The sequence below is a fragment of the Actinomyces sp. oral taxon 180 str. F0310 genome (assembly GCF_000185285.1).
Classification (GTDB): domain Bacteria; phylum Actinomycetota; class Actinomycetes; order Actinomycetales; family Actinomycetaceae; genus Pauljensenia.
This window is the reverse complement of the sequence record NZ_GL622194.1, coordinates 1,710,614-1,729,197: the sequence shown is the minus strand read 5'-3', so window position 1 is coordinate 1,729,197 and position 18,584 is coordinate 1,710,614. Positions and strand designations below refer to the sequence as shown.

Here is an 18,584-nt window from a genome sequence, read left to right as displayed (position 1 = left end):
CACGGGATATCTCACCAGCTGAGCCCGTAGGTATTGAGCACCACAGGCCGCGATTACTAAACTAAGGCTATGCACAGTGAGGCGCTCATGACTCGACAGGTACCGGCCGCGCCGCGGGGAGGCTCGCGGGGCATCCGTCCCTCCGCCCACCGGATGCGCACTCTTCAGCGTCACGGCTGGATGTCCGACCAGCACGGGGCATGGGCCATGATGGCGCTGCCGCCCCTGCTCGGATGGGCGCTGTCCGGGCGTCTTTCGTGGTTTGTCCTTCTCCTGCTGGTCGCGTGGGCGATGGCCTTCCAGCTGTTCTCGGCCACGTGCCTGTGGGTGAAGACCCCGGCGAAGCGTCGGGGACGTATCCTCCCCGCGTTGGCGACCTACGGCGTGGCGACCGCAATCCCGGGAGTCGCGTTGCTCGTGTCCCGTCCGCAGCTGCTGTGGTGGGGATGCGCGTTCGTTCCCCTCGCCTCTTGCGCGCTCTTCCTCGTGTGGCAGGGCCGCGAGCGCTCCCTGGCCGCGCGAGCCGCGTCGATCCTGGCGGGTAGCGTCATGGGTCCGGTGGCGTTCTCGCTGGCCAGCGCCGATGGGTCCCCGGTGGCCGTATCAGCCCACGCGTGGGCGGCGTGCGCGATCTTCGCCTCGTACTACGTGGGGACCGTTCCCCTCGTGCGGTCGATGATCCGGGGCCGTCGAGATCCTCGCTGGTCCCTGGGTGCGACCGCCTATCACGCGGCGTGCACGGCGGCAACCGCGATCGCGTGGTGGTTCGCGGTGGTCTCGCCGTGGTGCGTGCTCGCGTGGGTTGCCCTCACGGCGCGCGCCTGGGCCATGCCTGCGCTGAGCCGGGCGCGGAAGAGACCCCTGTCCCCCAGGCTCATCGGCCTGACCGAGATGGCGTGGACTTGTCTCCTATTCGCCACGCTCCTCCTCCCGTAGGCCGCGGCGCGCGTGACGCTCGGCGACGGCGAGGAAGCGGTCGTTGTGGCTCGGGGCGCCCACTGACACGCGCACGCCCTCGGGGAATGGGCGCACGATGAGTCCGGCTCGAGCGCACTCCTCGACGAGGTCGGGGCCCGTACCGCGCAGCATGTAGAAGTTGGATTGGGTGTCGGGAACGTCGTAGCCGAGGGAGCGCAGGGCGGGCACGACGCGTTCGCGTTCGGCGACGACCTCGCGCACGGCGCGGCGGACCTCGTCTGGATCGTTGAGCGAGGCCAGGGCGCCGGCCTGCGCGACGGAGTTGACGCCGAAGGGAACGAGGAGAGCCTGCATGGCATCAATGACCTCGGCGTCCCCGATTCCGTAGCCGACGCGCGCCCCCGCCAGGGCGTGGGCCTTGGAGAACGTGCGGGTGACAACGACGTTGGGATGGCTGGCGATGAGTGGGATGGCCGTACTCACGCCGGGCGCGGTCGCGAAGTCGATGTAGGCCTCGTCAATGAGAACCATGACGGAGTCGGGGACGCTCGCGACGAAGGAGGAGACCTGGTCGAAGGTGAGGGCGGGTCCCGTGGGGTTGTTGGGCGAGCAGACGATGACGGCGACCGTGTCGGGTGTGATGGCACCGCGCATGGCATCCAGGTCGTGGCTCGCGTCGGGGAGCAGCCCGACGGGCACGGGCTGCCCACCCACGGCGGTGACGGCGATCGGGTAGGACTCGAAGGATCGCCAGGGGTAGACGACCTGGCTGCCGGGCTGACAGAGCGCGGACAGGGCGGCGAGGAGGATCGCCGACGAGCCGGTGCCGACGCAGAGCTGGTCGGGGGCGACGCGGAGGCGATCCGCGAGCGCTTCTCGCAGGGGTGCTGCGGTCAGGTCCGGGTAGCGGTTGATCGCCTGCAGCGACCGGGCCATTTCTTCGAGCACGGCGGGGCTGGGCGGGGTGGGCATCTCGTTGGAGGAGATCTTGTCGGCGCCGGGCGCGCTCCTACCGGGAACGTAGCGGGGAAGGGAGGCGACGGCGGGCCGAATGCGCAGCTTGGTCATGCGTCTAGTCCTATCCCATGTCGGGTGCGGCGTGCAAACAACGTCCCATTGCGCAAGAATTGGCAGATGGAATTCATTGCTCGTTTGTTGGCCACGATGGCCGGACTGTGGGTGTCGACCCTCCTGGTTCCGTCGATCTCGGTGTCGTCTTCGTCGGCGTCGGAGACCGTGATCGTGCTGGCGGTTGTCGCCCTGGTGTTCACGGTGGTGAACTCGCTGATCAAGCCGGTCGTCAAGACGCTGGCGTTCCCCCTGTACGTGTTGACCTTTGGCCTTTTTGCTCTCGTGACGAATTCGGCGTTGTTCGCGTTGACGGGGTGGATTTCGACGCGGCTGGGTGCGCCGTTGTCGACGGGTGGTTTCTGGTCGTGCCTTGCGGGGGCGATCATCACGTCGGTTGTGGCGTCGATCGTGTCGGGCTTGCTGCGTGACGAGAAGGACTAGCGGGACTGATTCGTCTGTTGCCCGTCTCGAGGCGCATCACTTCTGGGTGATGCGCCTCGTCTGGTAGTGGTGGATGGTGGTGTGGGTGTTGTCGGTGAGGCCGAGCGCCTGGGTTCGTCGCGCCTCGGCCGCGGCGAGAGCACTCAGGCCCGGGTCGGACGAGGCCTTGGCCGCGTTGAGAGTGGTCCTGATTTCGTCGACGTACAGGGGCGCGCTGTGGGAGGAGGGCACCGGGTCCTCGGTGTGGGTCGCGGCGGCGTAGTCGCGGAACATGACGGTTGTGACGTTGTCCCCGCGCGTGGCCTCTCCGTCGCATCCGGGAACGATGTCGCCGAAGTTTTCGTAAGCGAGGACGGGGACGTCACTTGGCGCAACGGTCGCGGTAGGTGACCCGGCGGTGAGCACGGAGACGACGTTGTAGTCGGCGCGCACCTGCGGGTCGGCGGCCAGCTGGGCGGCCATGATCCCTCCCTGGGAGTGACCGGCGAATTCGACGGCTTCCCCGGGGCCGATCCCCGCCGCGCGCATTGCTTCCTTGACGGCATCGAGCTGGTCGGAGGGCATGGCGGCCACGCCCTGGAGGTTGGACAGGGAATCCTGGGGTCCGCTCTCTCCGACCATGAAGGACTGGGTTCCTCGGATGTCAACGGTCCACGACCTCGTCGTTGTTCCGTCCTGGTGGGCGGTGACGTGCTCCTCGATCGCGATCTCTCCGTTGTCGGCATCTCCCCCACTCATCGTCGTGATGTGCTCGATGGTGTCGGCGCTGGTGGCGACTCCGGTGTAGTGGGTGTCGGGGGCGGCCTGCGGCATCGCCTCGAGCGTGGCGCGGGTGCGCGCGGCGAACACCCCCGGGGGCAGGGAACCGGCGGCTCCGCCCGGACGCACGTGGGCGCGTCCGTCGGCCCCCCTCACCGCAACCCCGTAGCTGCGACCGTGCCGAAAGCCGAGCGCAACGGCGCTCGCCACGGCAACGGCGGCCACGCCCGAGGCCGCGCGTGTGGAGGTTGGGCTCGGCCCCCGGCTGACTCCGCGTCCGGCAAGGAATGGGGTGATACCGGGGTTTTCGGGCAGCGAGTCGACGTCGAAGGCGAACCTGCCGAGGTCACGTTGGAAGCGCGCACCGGATGCGTGATCCGTGTGGAAGGCGAAGGCTGCGCCGTCTTGCGCCACTCTCCACAGGTCCCAGGCGGCGACGAAATGGGCGTCGCCTGGCAGGAGCGCGGAGGCCAGCGGGGGAACCCCCGCGCGGGAGGACGCGTCTTGGACGGCGTGGAACAGGGCCGCGGTGGCCGACAACCCGGCGATTCCCGGTGCGAGCACCCACGGCGCGAGGCCGCCGGGACCCACCGGGGGTCCCATCGGGCTTCCGGGCACCACCTCCCACAGGGAGGCCGAGGCCTCGGCGTCCCCGTAGGTGAGGGCCGTGTCTTGGAGCTTCCACATGAGGGAATCAATCCCAGATGCGAGGTGTTCGAGTGCCCCCATGGCGGCGATGATCGCTCTGACGAGGCGGGCGGAACCCGTGGGAGCGAGGGTGGAGGCCGCCTCCGCCTGGGTGAGCGCCGTGCCGAGGGCGAAGCGAGCGGGGGCGATGAAGAGCGCCCGCTGGTGGGAGAGGAGGGTGTGCGCGGCGCACAGCTCGTTGACGTCGACACGAAACGCGCCGGACGCCACCGACACGTCGCGGTGAGGGTCGAATGCCACTGTCACCACGCTCCTCGTGCCGCGCCTTCGGCGACGGCGGTCAGCGCGAGGGCCAGGGTGTGGGCGCGTTCGGCGTCGAGGGTGGCTGCAGCGCTCAAGGCCTCGTCGATGTTGTCGATGATGCCCTGGGTGGCGGAGGCGACCTCGCCGAGGCTCGCGCGGTAGGAGTCGGCACCCACCCCGGACCAGCCCGGGCAGGAGTGGGTGCCGAGCGCCTCCCCGAGGGATTCGACGAGGCTGCGTGCGGTGCTCAGGGATGCGTCGGGGCTGAGCGGGTCGAGGTTCATGAGGGCTCCCACGGTGAGCGACGGTGTCGGTGTTCGACTATGCGATGGTCAGAACGCTACGCTCGCGCAGGATCCTTCCTCCACCGGCTCGGCGCCTCCTGTGGACGGCCCGGGCCGTGATCTCCCTCCTGTGGATATGCCACCCGTTATCCACGCCACGGAACCGTGCCGCGGACCCGATGCCCGAGGAGTTGCCCGTTCTGGGAAGATAGGAGGCATGAGCGACACGATGACACTGTTCTCCACTGCCCACGGCTATTCGGACCTGGCGGGCGGGGGTGAACCGCTCAGCCCGCTGGACGGCCGCTACCGCGCGGTGAGCGCCCCCCTGGCGAACTATCTGTCCGAGGCGGGTCTGAACCGTGCGCGCGTCCACGTCGAGATTGAGTGGCTGATTTTCCTGCTCGACAACTCGGTCTTGCCCGGTGCGCCGACGCTGACGGACGCGGAGCAGGATTACCTGCGCGCGCTGCCCCGTGATTTCGGGGTCGAGCACGTTGCGCGGCTGGCACAGTTCGAGGCCGTCACCCGTCACGATGTCAAGGCCGTCGAATACCTGATCGGCGAATACCTGGAGGCCGCCGCCTCGCGCCTGGGAGAGGAGACGTCTCTGCCCGCCCTGCGAGAGGTCGTCCACATTTTCTGCACCTCCGAGGACATCAACAACCTGGCGTACGCGCTGACCATCAAGGCGGCGACCGAGCAGGTGTGGCTGCCCGCGATCCGCGCGCTCCTGGATCGCCTGCGCGGCCTCGCCGAGGCCGGTGCGGCCGTCCCGATGCTGGCGCACACGCACGGACAGCCGGCGACCCCCGTGACGGTCGGCAAGGAGATGGCGGTGTTCGCGCACCGCCTGTCCCGCCAGATCAAGCGCGTCGAGGCCACGGAGTACCTGGGCAAGATCAACGGCGCGACGGGCACGTGGGCCGCGCACGTCGTGTCGGTGCCGGGCGCGGATTGGCCGACGCTGGCTCGTTCCTTCGTGGAGGGCCTGGGCCTGACGTGGAACCCGCTGACCACACAGATCGAGTCACACGACTGGCAGGCCGAGCTGTACGCGGACGTGGCGCGCGCGGGCCGCATCGCCCACAACCTGGCGACGGACGCGTGGACGTACATTTCGATGGATTACTTCCACCAGAACCTGGCGGCGCAGGGCTCGACGGGCTCGTCAACGATGCCGCACAAGGTCAACCCGATCCGCTTCGAGAACGCGGAGGCGAACCTGGAGGTGTCGAACGCGCTGCTGGATTCGCTGGCGTCGACGCTCGTGACCAGCCGCATGCAGCGCGACCTGACGGATTCGACGACGCAGCGCAACGTGGGCGTCGCGTTTGGCCACGCGGTGCTGGCCTACGACAACCTGGTACGAGGCCTGGATGGCATCGAGATCAACGCGGCGCGTATGGCGGCCGACCTGGACGCAAATTGGGCGGTGCTCGGCGAGGCCGTCCAGCAGGCGATGCGCGCCGCCGCGATCGCGGGCGCGACCGGCATGGCGAACCCGTACGAGCGCCTCAAGGAGCTGACGCGCGGCCACGAGGTGGGCGAGCGCGACATGCGTGAGTTCATCGCGGGCCTTGGCCTGCCGACCGAGGTGGAAGAGCGCCTCCTCGCGCTGACCCCCGCGACCTACATCGGCCTGTCCGAGCGCCTGGCGCGCTGGGAGGCCTGAGCTCTATCGGTTGGGGCGGCGGGTGCGCGGTTGGTCCGCGCCTCGCCGCCTTTCCCGTTTCTGCCCTGTATCGACGATGCCGGGGCGGGTTTACGAGCCCGACTGGGCACCACTCTGCGCGTCGGACTGTGGGTCGGCTTGGGCACCGAGGGTGAGCGTGGGGACCGGGTGCAGGTCCGGATCCGCGTTGTCACTGACCGTCACGTGCACGCCCGGGAACGCCTCCTCCACCGACGGCAGAACGAACTGACCGGGATCGTTCAGGGCGTGGGAGGTGGGCAGGCACGAGGAGTAGGAACTCATCTCGATACCGGTCTCGGTATACTTGAACTCAGCCGAATTGCCGTCGTTGTCCGTGAAGTAAATCCTCCGACTCCCATCTTCACGGAAGTCGTTTTGGACCCACAGACCAGACACACCGTCACGCCTATGGGCCCTCACGGCCTCCTCCAGCCGATCAAAGGAAATCTGCGGAGCCACCGTGCTGTAGCCAAAAACCCGATAGCCCTGCGTATTGTCGATCCCGCACGCCTGCACGTAGGGCAGGCCCATCACCGTCAGCTCACCGCCCGTCTCGGCGGCCACCTGCCCGGCCATGCGCGATATCTCTGGCAGCTTCTCATCAACATACGTCTCAAGAGGTTGGCGATCACGGAAAGGCACGATGCCGCCGAACCACATCAACGCCATCCGACAGACGACAAGCACCGCCACCACCGCGACGCACCACGCACCCACACGTGCCGGCGTCCACTTCTTTGTCATGCTCATTCTCCCGACTGAGTTCCCGACTGCGGCCGCAACTCAGGATTCTCGTCGCCGTTGTCGTCAAAGGCCTGCACGATTGTCAGATTCGGAAACATCTCTTCGGGGCTAGGAAGCGGATAGGACCACCGCAGGGTGTCCGGATCGAGAGGCTGGGATGGGAACATACACCCCGAGTACAAACTAATGACAATGCTGTCCTTAGCCTCGTGATGATAGAAACTCAGACTATTCCCATAGCCATCCCCGACAGTAACAGTGCGAGAGTTGAGTCTATCTCTGCGTACCGGATCCCACGAATACGCGAAGCCGTTACGCTGCGCCCCCTCAACGACCATCCGGCGCAAATCCTCATAATCGATCGCGGGAATAACCATCATCATCCAGTGGATATCCATGTCGGTCGTGTCCTTCGTCAAGCAGCCATCGACTCGGTTCTTGCCACTGACCCCTAGCACGCCACCGGACTCGACGACAACCTCCTCGATGATGCCCAGATACCGGGGCAAGGAATCCCTGATATGGACCTCCGTCGTCTGCCCCTCGGAGATAGGTATGCTCCCGCTGCTGCGTCCAAAATACAGTCCAGCATCATCCGACAGCCCGGGCACGCACGCTGCAAGGAGCAGCGAGGCGCAGGCAGCAGTGGCCGCCATTGTCCACCGAGAACTCATACCATCACTCCCCCGACTGGGCGCCGCTCTGGGCACCGGATTGTGGGGTGACGTTAGCACCCGGTGTCAGCGTAGGAACCGGATGCAGATCCGGGTTCGTGTTGTCGCTGACCGTCACGTGCACGCCCGAGAACGCCTCCTCCACCGACGGCAGAACGAACTGACCGGGATCATCCAGGGGCTTATTCGTCGGCAAACACGCGGAGCGCGACCTCACGGCGATAGAGTCCTCCGAAAACTTGAACTCGACAAGGCCGCCATAGTTGTCGATCAGCTGAATACCCCGAGTAGCATCCCTATCGATTTGCTTGTCAACCTGCACGGCCACCGCCCAATCGGGCTTGTTTTCTGTCACCAGTTTCTCGAGTCGCTCAAAGGACATCGACGGAGCCACCGTGGTGTAGCCAACCACCCGATACCCCTGGGTATCACCGCTGCCGCACACCTGCACATACGGCAGGCCCATCACCGTCAGCTCACCACCGGTCTCGGCAGCCACCGGCACAGCCACACTCGATATCTCCGGCAGCTGACGGCTTATGTACTCTTCAATGCTCACACGCTCAGGAAAGGGAACGAACTCAGCATCGCGCGACTTTGCTGCATGACACCCACCCAACACGGCCACCACCACGACGCACCACGCACCCACGCGTACTGGGGTCCATTTCTTTGTCATGTTCATTCCCCCGTCTGCGCTCCGGACTGAATCCCCGACTGCGGACGCAACTCAGGATTCTCACCGCCGTTATCGTCAAAGGCCCGCACGATTGTCAGATTCGGAAACATCTCTTCGGGGCTAGGCAGCGGATAAGACGAGCGCGGAGTGTCCGGATCGAGAGGATGGGACGGGAACATACACCCCGAATACAAACTAATGACAATGCGGTCCTGAGCCTCGTGGTGATAGAAAATCAGACTATTCCCGTAGTCATCCCCGACAGCGACAGTGCGAGAGTTGAGTTTATCTCTGCGTACCGGATCCCACGAATATGCGAAGCCGTTACGCTGCGCCCCCTCAACGACCATCCGACGCAAATCCTCATAATCGATAGCTGGAATAACCATCACCATCCACTGGATATCCATAGCGGTCGTGCCCTTCGTCGCGCAACCGTCGACCCGACTCTTGCCACTGACTCCTAGCACACCACCGGACTCGACGACGACCTCCTCGATGATGCCTAGATACCGGGGCAGGGTATCCCTGATGTGAACCTCCGTCGTCTGCCCCTCAGAGATCGGGATACTCCCACTGCCGCGCCCAAAATACAGGTCAGCATCATCCGGTGGCCTCGGAATACACGCTGCCAGAACCAGAGAGGCGCAGGCAGCACCCAGTAGCGCGACCAGCTGTTTCCGGCTCATAACCTCTCCTTCTTACCCGCGATGACCTCACCAATGTCTTCAAGAGAGTAGTTATGCTGGCCCTTTTTCGCCTCATAGAAATAAGCGGAGTGATTCGCATATTTGTCGGCGTTTGGATCTGAGTTGTATCCGTCTCCCCCAGTCGCGTCACCTGAGAGGTGCCCGATGCCCTCCAGCTCCTTGGGGTCGCGTCCAAAGGTCCCATCGGGTCCCATTCCCTGAACCGCGTCGTGTAGCGGAATCGCCGAGACCCACGTGTGTTCGGGGTCTACCCCCAGCGTCCCGACAGATTGCACTGCTGATCCCGGGGAACCCGTATACACGAAGTCGTCGACAACGTCTGCTCCAATATCGCGCATTGCGAAGCCGCCCGTCAGGGAGCCGTAAGAATGTGTGACCGGAGTTTGGTGCACGTCCATTCCCCGCTCTGAGCGCCACGAGTGGATTCCTGTCAGGAAGCCGTTCAGCTTCTCAGCTCCGGCCTGTGCCTTGCCTGGAAATGCGACAGACGGGTCCGCTGTCTCCCACGGATCTGGCGGCGCTTCGTACCCCATCCACGCGACCGCTGCGACACTTCCTTCTTCTGCACCGCCCGCAGTCTCCGCTGCGTGGATCAAGTTACGCGCATACCTCAAGTTGAGGTCAGTACTCCTACGACAAGACGTGGTCATGCCCGGAACGAAAGTCGTTACATGCTTCGCGTTGTCGACGTCTCCGATGGCGATTGCGGCACGAACATTCTCGCCAAGCTTCCCCGGCTCAAGAGCGACAAGCCTCAACTCACTATCATTTTGGAGATTCCTCTCGAGAGCCTGAAGATCCGCCAAGCGATTACGGAGAGCCTCGTGCCGCTGACCAAGGAACGGCGAGAGCGGTATTCCGGCGTTATGCAATGCTTCGATTTGTCCCTCCACCTTTTTGAGCTCGTTCTCGGTCTTCTCAATCAGACTCGTCCCCGGGATACGATTTCCCGCGGCGTCAATGCGCCCGTTCAACACGAGATCGTTCGCCTTTGCTCGCGACGCCATGTCGATACCGTTGAGATTGCCGTACTTTTCGGGATCCCTGTTGATGAGCGCCTCACGCTCGGACTCCGACAGGAGCGCCCACCACACGGAGACCTCCTCGGGACTCCACGAGGGGTCGGCGTCGTCGGCCAAGCCCGCGGACTCCGAGTGGCGTCCCTCGGACATAGCGTACTTCCCGTCAGCCAGCGCCTTGTATCGGGGCCCTACAGTATCCTCCGCCTCGGTCGCAATCTTGATCGCGTCTGCAATGGTGTCAAAGAGTTCGTCATATTTGCACTGGGCCACCGTGGTTTTTTCCCGTTCGGGTATGTTCCACTTGATGTACCCAGATTCCGTGATCTCAGCACCGATCTCTGCCGCGACCTCCCACGCGGACTTCCGCTTTGCCACCACCCGGCTCACGTACCCGTGCAGCTCCGCGGTGGCCAGCGCGTATTCAGTGAGCTCATTGAGGCGCGAGTCCAGCTTGTCCTGGATCTCGGTGAGCCGCTGACGCATGCGGTCAGGCCCCTCGCCCTGAGATCGGATGTCGTTCGCGGCGTGCTCGAGGTCGGCGATGATCTCGCGCGCCTCGCGCACCTCGTCCTCGATGAGGTCCTCGGCCTCGATGATGGCGTTGTGATCCCAGCTCTGAATGTCCGCCCAGGTTGCCATTACTGTTCCTCCCTCATGCGCAGCAGGTCATCCATCGTCATCGCCGGGCCACCGTGGGTGGTCTGTTGGAAGCTCACCGTCGTGGCATTCTCATTCTCGTTGTAGGCGTTGATCGAGTCGTTGACGGACTGGGAGAAATCGTCCAGGTCACGCGTCAGCGCAATGACCGCGTCATCGATCGTCTCTCCGGCACTGCGCCCCTGTCCTGCGAGCGGGCTCCCGCCAACCCCGGAGGAAATGGAGTCGCCCGCCGTCGCGACGGTCACCGACTGCAGTCTGCCGGACAGGTCTCTCGTGCGGTCACGCAGGACTTCGAGGTCCCCCTCTTCGATGACAAGATCGCCCGCCACTGTGTCCCCTCTCGTACAAAACCATAGCGCCAGGACCAACACTATCAAACGGTCAAGAAGCGAACAAGAGCGTCGGGGACCGCCTCGCACGCGGTCGCCCTGCCCGTTCTGCGACGCCCGGCCTCAGCGCTCACGGCCTCCACGCGGGGTCGCACTCGGGCGGCCCGTAGCGGTGGTACAGCTCGTCGGGGCGGGCGATCTCGTCGGCGAATCCGAGGACGCTCATGTCGGCGACCGTGTCGGTCTGCACGCCGGGAGCCTCCAGATCATCCGCACCGCCGTGGGCCTCCAGGACCCGGGCACGCACGCTCACCGGCGCCATCTCGGGGTTGTTCCACACGGCGCGCGTGATGACATCCAGCGCCTGCGCAGCATCGGTCGCGTCGACCAGGGTGTCCCCCGCGGGCACGACCACGTCGATGGACACCAGGGAGGGGCGCCCGAAACCCTCGCCCACTTCGACATTGATGGCTCGCCGAGCACGCCGGGCTCTCCCCGGCCTCCCTGCTCCGTCCTCGCGCGTCAACCCGCTGGAAGGGGCCTCGGCGCCGGAGGTCGGGAAGCGGGATTCGAGGGCGGCAGAGGCGAGGTCCACGAAACGCTGCGTGCGGCCGGTTCCGCGCGTGGAGGCCAGCGCCCGCCACGCGATGCCCGCGCCGATCGCGCCGACGCCGAGGGCACCGATAACCAGCGGCCCCGAGATCTGCGGGAGGCGTCCGCGCAATCCAGCGGCCGCCACCTTGTTGACGGGGGTCGAGACGCGCATCCATCGGCGCACCTCGCGCAGGGGGGCGTTGGGGTCGGTCATGACCTGTCCTTTCGATAGGCGAGGAGCGCACGAAGGAATGCTCCCAGGGACGTCCCGCGGCGCGGCGAGCGCGAACGAGCGACTCGCGGCAGGCGCGGGACCGTGGCCACGTAGTCGATGGGGTAGGTGGTGGGTTCGTACGATCCTCTGTGCTCCAACGCGGCCACCGTATTCCACGTGCCCTCGGCGGTGGGGGTCAGGAGGTCCTGCCAGATCTCGTAGTGCATGACGCGCGTGGCCTCCCCGGGGGTAGGCAGGAAGTCCTGCAGGGCCGCCATCGACGAGGCGAGCCTGCCCCACGGGGTGACGCGCACCTTGCGTTCGAGGAGCCGCACCGTCTCCGTGTACGTCGACGAGGAGTGCGCGTAATACAGGGGGCGATTCCGGGGCCGCACGAGGCTCCGCCCCACCGCGACGCGTCGGTCGGGGGCGCGGTCGGGCGAGCCGTCCATGCTGGGCACGACGTCCTGATCGTGGTAGACGGCAACGGTCACCACCTCGGGACGCACGCGGATGCGCCGGTTGGGACCACCCGTGGACAGGATTCCGGCAACGTTGACCCCGGCCTCGCGCGCGGGGACGGAGGCGAGGGCTGCGGCAACGATCCCTCCTTGTGAGTGCCCGCAGATGAGGACGGGTTCGCTCGGCCAGCGCTCGGCGGGCACTCCGTCGCGTTCCATGGCGGCGTGCAGCGCGCGCACGACACCGACACTCATGGACGCCTCCAGTCCGAGCATGAGGCGAATGTTGGCCTCGATGTCGGCGGGGTTGTGGGTGGAACGCCAGGTCATCGACTCGGTGCCGACGAGGGAGAGGAGCCAGCGGCGCGCGTCGCCCTCACCGACGCGGGTGATTTTGACGGCGGGGCCGATCGTGCGCGACCAGTAGAGCTCGTCGATGTCGGCGCACATATCGGACAGCAGCTCGGGGGCGTCCACTCGGCGGATCTGAGCCTCGGGGTGATCGGGCAGCGGGGGCTGGAAGGGCGGGTCGGCGGCGGAGTCACGCAGGAGGGCAACGTGAACGGCGCCGCCTCGCAGGGCGCCAACGGCGGTGCCGACGGTGAGCATTCCCGTCATGAGGGCGTCGTATCCGCGCTTCGGGATGAGGGGACGCATGCGGGCCATGCGCCCGTCTTTGTCCGCGCCAACTGCGACGACGAGGCGCGCCCACGCACGCCCGACGGTGGCGGTTCGGCGCGCCACGTGGGAGAGGGAGCGGATGAGGAGGGTGTCCAGGCCCGGGGCGTCGAAGAAGATCCTCTGAGACTTCTCGCTGATCGCGGTTCCCATGGCGTCGGAGAGGGATCGCGCCCGTCCCCGCAGGTTATCGGGCAGAACGGAGATTTCGGCGAGGGCGCCGACGGCGACCGTAGCTGCGAGGGCGGGCAGAATGGGGGCGACTTTGAGGCGCAGGTAGAGGCCGGGGTACGCCTGCGGCACGCGGCGCATCGCGTGGTAGCGCCGACGCGGGCGTCGCTTCATATCCCCTCCTCACCTGTGTCCTCTCCCCACCCTACGGTGGGCGAGGCCTCGTCGCGCCACTTTGGGGAATGCGTGTCGCAAGCTCCACAGGGAGTGTCACCACACTCCCCTTGACACCTATACCCCCTAGGGGTACTCTCCTTTCTATGGGCAACGAGCACGGCTACCACGGCAACACCGAGAACCACCTCGCACGCCTGCGCCGCATCGAAGGACAGGTGCGCGGCCTGCAGCGCATGATCTCGCAGGGCGACTACTGCATCGACATCCTCACGCAGGTCTCCGCCGCCCAGTCCGCGCTCGACTCCGTGGCAGTCAACCTACTCAAAGACCACATGAACCACTGCGTCGTCACAGCGGCGCGAGAATCCGACGAGGCCGCGCAGGCCAAAGTCGACGAGGCGGCCGCGGCCATCGCTCGCCTCATCAAGTCCTAACCTCAAGGAGAAAACATGAGCACCGAGATCGACCGCACCATCGAGTTGTCCGTCGACGGCATGACCTGCGGGCACTGCGTCATGAGCGTCACCGAGGAACTCACGGAGCTCCCGGGCGTCAAGAACGTCGAGGTCATCCTCAACTCGGGCGGAACCTCCAAGGTCACCGTCCTGACCGACAAGGCGCTTGAGGACTCCGCGCTCGGCGACGCGGTCTCCGAGGCCGGCTTCACGCTGGTTGGCGTCTCGCGCGACTTCTGAGGTTTTTCACACCTCACCGACGAGGTCGGGGCACTTTCCCGGCCTCGTTTCCTTTCATCTGATACATACCCCCGGAGGGTACCCATGTCCACTGATTCCGTGACCCCCAACCGTACAACTACCGCCTCTTCGCACGAGGCAGCCCAGGCCTCGTCCCCCACCCCCCAGGTGGGCGAGGGCACCCGCGCCCATGCCGCCGACCTGCGCGCTCGCCTCATCGTCTCCGCGCCGCTGGGCATTGCCGCGATGCTGCTGTCGATGATTCCCGCCTGGCAGTTCACGGGGTGGCAGTGGGTCGTCGCGGCCGCCTCGATCCCGGTGGTCACGTGGGGGGCGTGGCCCTTCCACCGGGCGGCCTTCGCGGCGGGTCGCCACGGGTCGACCACAATGGACACCCTGGTATCGCTCGGCGTCATCGCCTCGACGCTGTGGAGCTGGTGGGCGCTCCTGTGGGGTGGCGCCGGCATGCTCGGCATGCGCATGCAGATGAGCCTGATCCCACGCGCGGCGCACGCCGGGCACGCCGAGATCTACTTCGAGGGCGCGTGCATGATCGTCGTGTTCCTCCTGACGGGACGCTACATGGAGGCGCGCGCACGCTACCGCGCGGGCGACGCGCTGCGCTCGCTGCTGAGCATGGGCGCGAAGGAGGCGACGCTCATCAGCGTTGATCCCGCGACCGGCCAGCGCACCGAGGAGGTCGTTCCCGCCTCGTCCCTGCAGGTCGGCGATCTTTTCGCCGTGCGCCCGGGCGAGAAGGTGGCGACCGACGGCGTCATCGTCGAGGGTTCCTCCGCCCTGGACACCTCCCTCCTCACGGGCGAGTCCGTGCCCGTGGACGCCGCCCCCGGCGACGCGGTGACGGGCGCGACCGTCAACACGTGGGGTTCCCTGCTGGTGCGCGCCACGCGGGTCGGCTCGGACACGACGCTGTCCCAGATCGGACGCATGGTCGCCGAGGCCCAGGCCGGCAAGGCCCCCGTCCAGCGCCTCGCGGACCAGATCTCGGGCGTCTTCGTGCCGGTGGTGATCGCGGTGTCGCTCGCGACCCTGGTCGGGTGGCTGCTCACGGGCGGCGGCGCGCAGGCGGCGTTCACGGCGGCCGTCGCCGTCCTGGTCGTGGCGTGCCCGTGCGCTCTGGGTCTGGCGACGCCGACCGCGATCCTCGTGGGGTCCGGGCGCGCCTCCCAGCTGGGGATCCTCATCAAGAACGCAGAGATCCTGGAGCAGACGCGCTCGATTGACACGATGCTGCTCGACAAGACGGGCACGGTCACCACGGGCGTCATGTCCCTCGAGTCGGTCGCGGTTCCCACCGCAGGGAGGTCTCCCGAGGTGGACGAGGCCTCGGCCCTGTCCCTGGCTGCCTCTGTCGAGTCCCTCTCCGAGCACCCTGTCGCCCGCGCGATCACGTCGGGCGCATCGGACCGCGGCCTATCGCTGGAGCCCGTGACGGCGTTCGCGAACCAGCCCGGACTCGGCGTCGTCGGCATCACCGCCCAGGGCGGCGTGCTGGTCGGCCGCCCGTCGTGGCTGGCTTCCCTGGGCGTGGACGTGCCCGCTTCTCTCCTTGACGCCGTGCGCGAGGCCGAGACCTCTGGTGCCTCCGCGGTCGTCGCGGCTCTCGCGCCGAACCTGGCTTCCGCGGCTTCCTCTTCCCCGGAGCCGGCAGCCGCCACGCCCGAGGCGCCCGCGTCCGTCACACTGCCCGGCCCCGATGCAAAGCTACCCCTTGCGACGCTCACCATGAGCGTGGTCGGCATGACCTGCGCGTCCTGCGTGGGCCGCGTCGAGCGCAAGCTCGGCAAGCTCGACGGCGTGAGCGCCGAGGTCAACCTCGCCACCGAATCCGCGCGCATCACGCTCACCGCCCCGCACAGCGACGAAGAGCTCGAAGCCGTCGTCAGCGCCGCCGGATACTCCGGCACCGTCACCTCCCGTTCTGAGGCCGCATCCTCCGACGGCGCACCCGCGACTGGCGGCAGCGCGACCGGGGATACCGGTACCCCCACCCAGCCCGGCACCACCCCGGGCGCGGGCGAGCAGGAGGGGGCCCCGGCCTCGTCCCTGGTGATCCCCGAGCGCGTCGAGGGCCGCGCGATCGCCGCTTTGGTCGTGCGCGACACGGTGAAGGACTCCTCCGCAGAGGCGATCGCCGAGCTGCGCGAGCTGGGCATCGAGCCGATCCTGCTGACGGGCGACAACGAGGCGGCGGCGCGACACGTGGCAGACCAGGTCGGGATCGAGCGCGTCATTGCGGGCGTCCTGCCCGACGGCAAGCGCGACACTGTCGCCGCTCTTCAGGCCGAGGGTCGCACGGTCGCGATGGTGGGCGACGGCGTGAACGACGCAGCCGCCCTCGCGCAGGCGAGCGCGAAGGGCCTGGGCATCGCGATGGGTTCGGGCACGGACGTGGCGATCGAGGTCGCGGACATGACGCTCATGAACTCGTCGCTGACATCGGCGGCGACCGCGATTCGGGTGTCGCGCCGGACGCTGCGCATCATCAAGGAAAACCTGTTCTGGGCGTTCTTCTACAACGTCCTCATGGTGCCGCTCGCAATCGCTGGACTCCTCTCCCCCATGCTGGCGAGCGCCGCGATGGCGTGCTCGTCGGTGTTCGTGGTCCTCAACTCGCTGCGCCTGCGCCGAGCACGGTAGGGTCGCACCGCGGGTGCCTCGGCGCCGCTCTGACACCCCGCGTGAAACCCGGACCACCCACGCACGGTGCCTCAGGCCCGCTCTCACGCCCCGCGTGAAACCCGGACCACCCCCGTATGCCCGATTCACCCCAATTCGACGCATTCGGCGCCAGCAGGGGCGGTCTCGGTTTCACCGAACCGACAGGCCCACGCCGCAGGGGCGGCTCCGGTTTCACAACCACTTGCCAATCGGCAGAAGCCAGCATCACCGACATCAACCCGGTCGAGTCGGCACTAATCAGGGCTTACCCAGCCATGCAAGACTTTGCCATTCTTTTAGAATCCTTATGTGTTTTTGTGTAATATCACAGCATGCTCAGGGAGGAGGCGATCCGTGCATCATGAAGCACCTGCGGACATGGCTCGCCGTCGCGGGAGTTGTCGCCATTGGCGATCAGGCGTTCTTTGTCGTCCTGAGCCTCTTTCTCCTCTCGTTCTACGGATCGGCGATTGCAGCTTCCTTCCTGACCGCCGCCTCGGTGACGCGGCTGTGTCTGATTCTTGCCGGAGGATACGCTGCGGACCGCTGGTCTCCCTACCGCTGTGTCCAGGTGGGGCTTGCATTACGCATCGTCGCTTTCCTTCTCGTCGGCTGTGACTCCCTGCAAGGCCCACATGTTCCCCTCCTGTCGTGCGGCATCGTTCTCTTCGGCGCGGGCGACGGTCTCTACCTTCCTTCTTCGGGCGCGCTCCTCAAGCGGCTGACCTCCCACGGGGACTTCTCTCGCACGATCTCCTGGGTCCAGGTCATCACGAGTGTCGCAACGGGACTCGCTGGCGCATCGAGCGGACTCAGCTTTGAAACCGTTCCCCTACACGCACTGTTTCTGACGTTTGCGCTCCTCGCAGCAGTCGCGCTCGCATTATTCTGCGCGATTCCAAACGTCGCCGCAGCAACACAAGCAGACGACCAACCCCCGCAGGCCCAGGCCCCTTCGATCGCTTCCGTCTCCCTCAGGGTCGTCATGGCGCGAAACGGGGGAATCGTCGCAATCGGCCTGATCACCGCCCTGCTCATCGACGCGTCACTGTCCGGTGTCATGAACATCGTGCTCCCAGCACGCTACCTTGAACTCGGATGGGGTGGAGGGACCTTTGGTGCCGCAGTGTGCGTCTTTGCCCTCGGCGGCATTGTCGGAGGACTCATCGCATCGCGCATTCCTAGCGACCGCACGAGCACGCGCAATGCGGTCATCAACTGTGGGATCCTCGTGTTTGCCGCGCTTACCTGCGCCCAGTACATCGCGGTTTCGAGCTCACTATCACTGCTCCTTGTCGCTGTTTCAGGTTTCGGCGCTGGAGTAGTCGCGCCGACTCTGATCGGCGACATCATGAACAGCACGCCCGAGTCGTTCGCTGGGCGCATTTACTCTGCTATCAACCTCGTGACCTACGGATCAGCGCCCGTCGCTTATGCGGCATGCGGATTCCTCATGACTCGTTTCTCGACCTCCGCGCCCTTCCTGGTTGGCGCGGCGTTGCTCGCACTCGGAGGACTCGCAAGGCTCATCGCGACATTCCGGTCTTCCTAGGGCACCAGGATAGCCCCATGCGTCGGCCGAAGGCACCCGCGTGAAACCCGGACCACCCCCGCATGGCGCCCCAGGCCCGCTCTCGCACCTCGCGTGAAACCCGGACCACCCACGCACGGCGCCCCAGGCCCGCTCTCACACCTCGCGTGAAACCCAGACCACCCCTGTATGCCCGATTCACCCCATTTCGACGCATTCGGCGCCAGCAGGGGCGGTTTCGGTTTCACCGGACCAACAACCCCACGCCGCAGGGGCGGCTCCGGTTTCACAACCACCCCTTGAGCCACCGCGCATGCCCACCCAAGTTCCCTCGCGAGCTGACCGCGCGAGCAGCGGCAAGCCACCCACGCGACCCCGTTCGGGTGGAGCCGCGCCCGCCACAGCCGCGCCCGCCACAGCCGCGCCCGCAACAGCCGCGCCCG

General features: G+C 66.5%; 18 protein-coding genes. 7 read left to right on the top strand and 11 right to left on the bottom strand.

Translation table 11 applies throughout. From position 1 onward, the window contains the following. Positions 1–87: 87 nt before the first annotated feature. Positions 88–936 (top strand): YwiC-like family protein, encoded by an 849-nt coding sequence (locus tag HMPREF9006_RS07320; RefSeq protein ID WP_232209859.1) that lies wholly within the window; start codon positions 88–90, stop codon positions 934–936. Here the strand turns inward: HMPREF9006_RS07320 and HMPREF9006_RS07315 are convergent. Beyond that, a complete protein-coding gene (locus HMPREF9006_RS07315; RefSeq protein WP_009212960.1) occupies positions 910–1,986 on the bottom strand; it encodes a histidinol-phosphate transaminase in 1,077 nt (358 codons plus the stop codon). The genes HMPREF9006_RS07320 and HMPREF9006_RS07315 overlap by 27 nt on opposite strands. Positions 1,987–2,052: 66 nt before the next feature. Here HMPREF9006_RS07315 and HMPREF9006_RS07310 point away from each other — a divergent pair, with 66 nt between their 5' ends. After that, entirely contained in the window at positions 2,053–2,430 is a 378-nt protein-coding gene (locus tag HMPREF9006_RS07310) for a phage holin family protein (RefSeq protein ID WP_009212959.1), read from the top strand. Positions 2,431–2,466: 36 nt separating this feature from the next. Here HMPREF9006_RS07310 and HMPREF9006_RS07305 read toward each other — a convergent pair whose 3' ends face one another. Both HMPREF9006_RS07305 and HMPREF9006_RS07300 read right to left on the bottom strand, forming a co-directional pair. Beyond that, positions 2,467–4,146, bottom strand: a complete 1,680-nt coding sequence (locus tag HMPREF9006_RS07305; protein ID WP_009212958.1) for a hypothetical protein — start codon at positions 4,144–4,146, stop codon at positions 2,467–2,469. Further along, on the bottom strand, positions 4,140–4,424 hold the full coding sequence (locus HMPREF9006_RS07300) for a hypothetical protein (protein ID WP_048740642.1): 285 nt from the start codon (positions 4,422–4,424) through the stop codon (positions 4,140–4,142). The genes HMPREF9006_RS07305 and HMPREF9006_RS07300 overlap by 7 nt, the downstream gene beginning before the upstream one ends. A 217-nt stretch (positions 4,425–4,641) precedes the next feature. Here HMPREF9006_RS07300 and purB point away from each other — a divergent pair, with 217 nt between their 5' ends. Beyond that, on the top strand, positions 4,642–6,099 hold the full coding sequence (purB, locus tag HMPREF9006_RS07295) for an adenylosuccinate lyase (protein WP_009212956.1): 1,458 nt from the start codon (positions 4,642–4,644) through the stop codon (positions 6,097–6,099). A 90-nt stretch (positions 6,100–6,189) separates the two neighbouring features. On the opposite strand, the gene HMPREF9006_RS07290 is transcribed toward purB, so the two are convergent. The 8 genes from HMPREF9006_RS07290 to HMPREF9006_RS07255 form a co-directional block, all read right to left on the bottom strand. Further along, positions 6,190–6,870: a DUF4853 domain-containing protein gene (locus HMPREF9006_RS07290; RefSeq protein ID WP_009212955.1), complete on the bottom strand. Its 681-nt coding sequence runs from the start codon at positions 6,868–6,870 to the stop codon at positions 6,190–6,192. Then, complete coding sequence (locus tag HMPREF9006_RS07285; protein ID WP_009212954.1) at positions 6,867–7,520, bottom strand: DUF4853 domain-containing protein; 654 nt, start codon at positions 7,518–7,520, stop codon at positions 6,867–6,869. Before HMPREF9006_RS07285 ends, HMPREF9006_RS07290 begins: the two co-directional genes overlap by 4 nt. A gap of 22 nt (positions 7,521–7,542) precedes the next feature. Continuing rightward, positions 7,543–8,223 (bottom strand): DUF4853 domain-containing protein, encoded by a 681-nt coding sequence (locus HMPREF9006_RS07280; protein WP_009212953.1) that lies wholly within the window; start codon positions 8,221–8,223, stop codon positions 7,543–7,545. Continuing rightward, on the bottom strand, positions 8,220–8,906 hold the full coding sequence (locus HMPREF9006_RS07275; protein ID WP_009212952.1) for a DUF4853 domain-containing protein: 687 nt from the start codon (positions 8,904–8,906) through the stop codon (positions 8,220–8,222). The genes HMPREF9006_RS07280 and HMPREF9006_RS07275 overlap by 4 nt, the downstream gene beginning before the upstream one ends. Next, positions 8,903–10,588 carry an alpha/beta hydrolase gene (locus HMPREF9006_RS07270; RefSeq protein WP_009212951.1) on the bottom strand — a complete coding sequence of 562 codons (1,686 nt, stop codon included), beginning with the start codon at positions 10,586–10,588 and terminating at the stop codon, positions 8,903–8,905. Before HMPREF9006_RS07270 ends, HMPREF9006_RS07275 begins: the two co-directional genes overlap by 4 nt. Beyond that, positions 10,588–10,938: a hypothetical protein gene (locus HMPREF9006_RS07265; RefSeq protein WP_034231429.1), complete on the bottom strand. Its 351-nt coding sequence runs from the start codon at positions 10,936–10,938 to the stop codon at positions 10,588–10,590. The genes HMPREF9006_RS07270 and HMPREF9006_RS07265 overlap by 1 nt, the downstream gene beginning before the upstream one ends. A gap of 130 nt (positions 10,939–11,068) precedes the next feature. Beyond that, positions 11,069–11,746: a hypothetical protein gene (locus tag HMPREF9006_RS07260; protein WP_009212949.1), complete on the bottom strand. Its 678-nt coding sequence runs from the start codon at positions 11,744–11,746 to the stop codon at positions 11,069–11,071. Beyond that, positions 11,743–13,230, bottom strand: coding sequence for an alpha/beta hydrolase (locus HMPREF9006_RS07255; protein WP_009212948.1), 1,488 nt, complete (start codon positions 13,228–13,230; stop codon positions 11,743–11,745). Before HMPREF9006_RS07255 ends, HMPREF9006_RS07260 begins: the two co-directional genes overlap by 4 nt. Positions 13,231–13,376: 146 nt before the next feature. Between HMPREF9006_RS07255 and HMPREF9006_RS07250 the strand changes: the two genes are divergently transcribed. From HMPREF9006_RS07250 to HMPREF9006_RS07235, 4 genes are all read left to right on the top strand, one after another. Next, positions 13,377–13,667 carry a metal-sensitive transcriptional regulator gene (locus HMPREF9006_RS07250; RefSeq protein ID WP_009212947.1) on the top strand — a complete coding sequence of 97 codons (291 nt, stop codon included), beginning with the start codon at positions 13,377–13,379 and terminating at the stop codon, positions 13,665–13,667. Between the two features lie 15 nt (positions 13,668–13,682). Beyond that, entirely contained in the window at positions 13,683–13,928 is a 246-nt protein-coding gene (locus HMPREF9006_RS07245) for a heavy-metal-associated domain-containing protein (protein ID WP_009212946.1), read from the top strand. A gap of 84 nt (positions 13,929–14,012) precedes the next feature. After that, positions 14,013–16,589 (top strand): heavy metal translocating P-type ATPase, encoded by a 2,577-nt coding sequence (locus HMPREF9006_RS07240; protein ID WP_009212945.1) that lies wholly within the window; start codon positions 14,013–14,015, stop codon positions 16,587–16,589. Positions 16,590–16,971: 382 nt separating this feature from the next. After that, positions 16,972–18,162 (top strand): MFS transporter, encoded by a 1,191-nt coding sequence (locus tag HMPREF9006_RS07235; RefSeq protein WP_009212944.1) that lies wholly within the window; start codon positions 16,972–16,974, stop codon positions 18,160–18,162. Positions 18,163–18,584: the final 422 nt, after the last annotated feature.